1 protein-coding gene is annotated in these 3,564 nt (G+C 70.2%); it reads right to left on the bottom strand.

Translation table 11 applies throughout. From position 1 onward, the window contains the following. Positions 1 to 3,546: AsmA family protein (locus BRAS3809_RS16700; protein WP_035656510.1), on the bottom strand; the 3,546-nt coding region annotated here is incomplete at its 3' end. Positions 3,547 to 3,564 lie beyond the last annotated feature (18 nt).

Below are 3,564 nucleotides of genomic sequence, written 5' to 3'. Positions count from 1 at the left end.
ACCGGGCATCGGCACCTCGGCGGCATTGGGCGTCGCCGGCGGCGCCTCCGAGCCGCCCGGCAGCGACGCCGTCGACGACGGATAGGCCGGCGGCACCTCGCCGCGCGCGATCGCATCGAGACGCCGCGTCTCGCGATCGATCGCGCGCACGGCCAGCCAGGACGACAGCGACGTCACGTCGACCACTTTGTTCAGCGCATCGGGCGTGCCCATCACGAACAGCTGCACCTCGGGACGGCTGTTGGCGTTGCCGACGGTGTTCGAGCTCAGGCTGGCGCGGATGTCGGCCTGGTCGGCCGGAACGTCGAAGCCGCCCGAGACGATCGCGCGCGCGCCCTGCGCCTCCAGCGTCGTGGCGCCGACGCGGACGCGGCCGTCGCGGATGATGAACGGGATCTGCGCCGATGCGACCGACAGCGTCCCCGACGCCAGCGCCGGCTCGACCACCTGCCGCAGCTTGCCGTCGTCGCTCACCTGCCCCGCATCGGCGGCGCGCAACGCGGCATCGAACGCCCGCGGATCGAGATTTGCGATGGACGCATTGTCCAGCGTGACGGTGCCGTTGCCGGAGAGCGCATTGACGAGGCCCTGCACGCTGCGACCTTCGGCAGCCAGCGTCATCTGCGCCGAGATCTTGCCGGCCGGCATCCTCAGGCTGCGATAGCGCAGCGCGTTGCCGTCGATGCCGGCGAGTTCGACGCGTCCATTCAGAACCAGGCCGTTCGGGTTGGGCCGTGCCTCGACCGTGGCGATCACGTCGCCGCCGCCGAGCTTGCCCTTGAGGTTCTCGATGGTCACCGACTGGCCGTCGCTCTTGATCGCGCCGGCGAGCGGCCGCAGGTCGGTGCCGTTCAACACGGCGCCGCTCAGCGCCTGGAAGGAGAGGCGTCCGCGCCAGCCCTTCAGGAGTCCGGGCCCCAACGGCTCGGCCTGCTCGCGACCAGCCGCACCGACCAGCACGGAGAACACTTGCGGCACGTCGAGCGCGTCAAGTCCGATCTCGCCATCGACCTGCCGGTCGTCATCGAGATTGACCGCCAGCCGGCCACGCAGCCGCGAGCCGCCGACGGTGCTGTCGATATCCTCCAGGGTCACGCGCCCATCGGACAATCCGACCTTGCCGAACAGGCGGATGTTCTGTGCCGCGGCATCCTGCGGCTTGAGGCCGAGCAGCGGCGCCAGATTGGCGTTGCGCAGCCGCAGATTGACATTGGCCTTGGCGGCATCGCCCCAGGGCTCGACCGTGCCCTGCGCGTCGCCATCGAGGCCGACGCCGGAGAGTTTCGCCGTCACCCGCAGCGGCGTGCGCCAGCCGCCGGTGATGCTGGACTGGAATTCGGCCGGGCCGTTGCCGACGGCGGCGATCCGATCGAGCCCGAGCAGCGCCAGCACGACATTGCCCTGCTCGGCGGAGACGCGGCTCTCGACGCCGAGTTCGGTGCGATCGATCGCGTCGACCTCGAAGCTGCGCAGCGCCGCCGCCGACGGCTTTGCCGTCAGCGTGGCCGAGCCCTTCAATTGCGGCGCGTCGAGATCGAGCACCGCCTTGGCCTGGCTGCGATCGGCATTGGCAGGATCCTTGGCGAGATCCAGCGTGAGCTTGAGCCGGGCGGCCCCGGCCGGCGTATTCAGCGCATCGAAGCGCGCCGTGATCTGCGGCGCCAAGGGCTGCACCAGCGCCGTGATCTCCTTCAAGGAGCTGGCCATCGACGTCACCGTCATCCGCCCCGTGGCGTCGGCGCGATCGAACCGGCCGGAGCCCTCGGTGGTGACGCCGCCGCTCTGCCCGAACTTGATCTGATCGACGGCGATCGTCTTCGGATCATAGGACACGCGCGCGGTGAGCGGGCGCAGCTCCTGGCCGCTGAGCTTGGCGCGGCCGACATCCAGCGCCACACTGGCTTCCGCCGGCCACTCGCCGGTGACGCCGACCAGCGAGCGCGTCATCGCCATCGCCGCATCGAGATCGAGGCGGTCGCCCTTCAGTACTGCCTCGAAACGCGAACCGGCGCCGGCCGGCCGGTTGATCAGCGCCACGCGGCCATCGACCGAGCCGCCATCGATGTCAGCCTTCAGGCCATCGATCGCGACCCGCTCCGGCGCGACGTTGAGATCGCCGCGGATGCGCAGCGGGCGCTGGGTGCGATAGCTGGTGTCGGTGCGGCCCTGCAGCCAGGCGACCAGCGCATCCGGCTCCGACGAGTCGAGATCGAGCGCGCCGGTGAAGCCCGCGGTGACCGAGGTCGAGATGCCGATCGTCCGGAACGTCAGGCGGGTCGATCCGGGCGCGCGCAGGTCGACCTTCTCCAGGCTCCAGGCCGTGGTCTCGTTGTGCAGGTCGGCGGTGAAGTTCTGCACCGGACGGCCCGACAGCATGATCTGCTCGGTCGTGAACTGGACATTGGCCGGCAGCGGCAGGGTCGGCAGCTGCGCGATCCAGTTGCGCAGCGCCGGCAGCACCAGTGCCGGCGCAATCGCGCGGCGGTCCTTCACCTCGTCGCCGGCGAGCAGCTTGTCGGCGTCGAGCTGGCGTGCCGCCAGCGACGCCTTCAGGACCGGGGCCGCGCCGAACTTGGCATCGCCGCTGCCGGTGAATTTCAGCGAGCGATCCTCCTGACCGAAGCTCACCTCGATCTGGTCGAACTTGGCGGACGCCTGGTCGCTGACGATCTTGGTCGTGATGCGCCACGGCGTGCCGGACGGCGCCGCCGCCGGCGGGCTCTTGGCCTGCTTGGCGGGCTGATCCTTGCTCGCCTGCTCCTTGCTCGCTTGATCCTTGCTGGCTTGATCCTTGGCGGGCTTGTCGGCGCCCTGCTCCTTCGGCGGCGACGACAGCGTCAGCGCGCCCTCGAACTTGGGCGAGCGGTTGGGGAAGCTGATCAGGCCCTCGACATCCGCCATGACCGGGCGCTCGCCCGGATCGATGTTCAGGTGGACGCGCAGGCCGTTGGAATCCTTGTCCTGGCTCGACGACAGCCGGAACGGAAAGCGGCCGCCGCGGATCGACACCGCACCGTCGCCGCGCAGCGAGCCGGCCAGCGAGCGGACGTCGCCGGAGAACACGATGTCGGTCAGCTCCAGGGTCGAGCGGCTGGCGGCGTCGTGCAGGGCGACGCGGCCGGTGAGGTTGAAGCGGTCGATCGCCAGCGCGGCGAGATTGAACCGGCCGGAGGCGGACGGCAGGTCGACCTGGCCCTTGGCGTCGAGGCCGAGATCGGCGGCCATGCCGCCGATGGTCAGCTCGTTCGCCCGCCACTCGCCGCGCATCAGGTCGCCGAGGCTGAACTCGACGTCGAGCTTGTCGGCGCGCAGCTTGCCGAGATGGTTGGCGCCGCCGAAGGTGACCTGGCGCAGCCGCAAGGTCGGCGTCGGCAACAGCCGTGCGTCCAGCGCACCGGCGACCCGCACGGGCACGCCGATGATCTTGCCCGCCTCGGCCTCGAACTGCGGCCGGAACTGGTTCCAGTCGACGAAATACGGGCCGATCAGCGCAGCAAGGAGCGCAAGGATGAAGGCAATCGCCAAGCCGAGCAGGGTCGTCTGCACGGGGTCTCCCTCAAAGGA

The sequence above is a fragment of the Bradyrhizobium sp. STM 3809 genome (assembly GCF_000239795.1).
GTDB lineage: Bacteria > Pseudomonadota > Alphaproteobacteria > Rhizobiales > Xanthobacteraceae > Bradyrhizobium.
The sequence above is the reverse complement of the archived record's forward strand: the minus strand, read 5'-3'. Positions and strand labels throughout refer to the sequence as shown.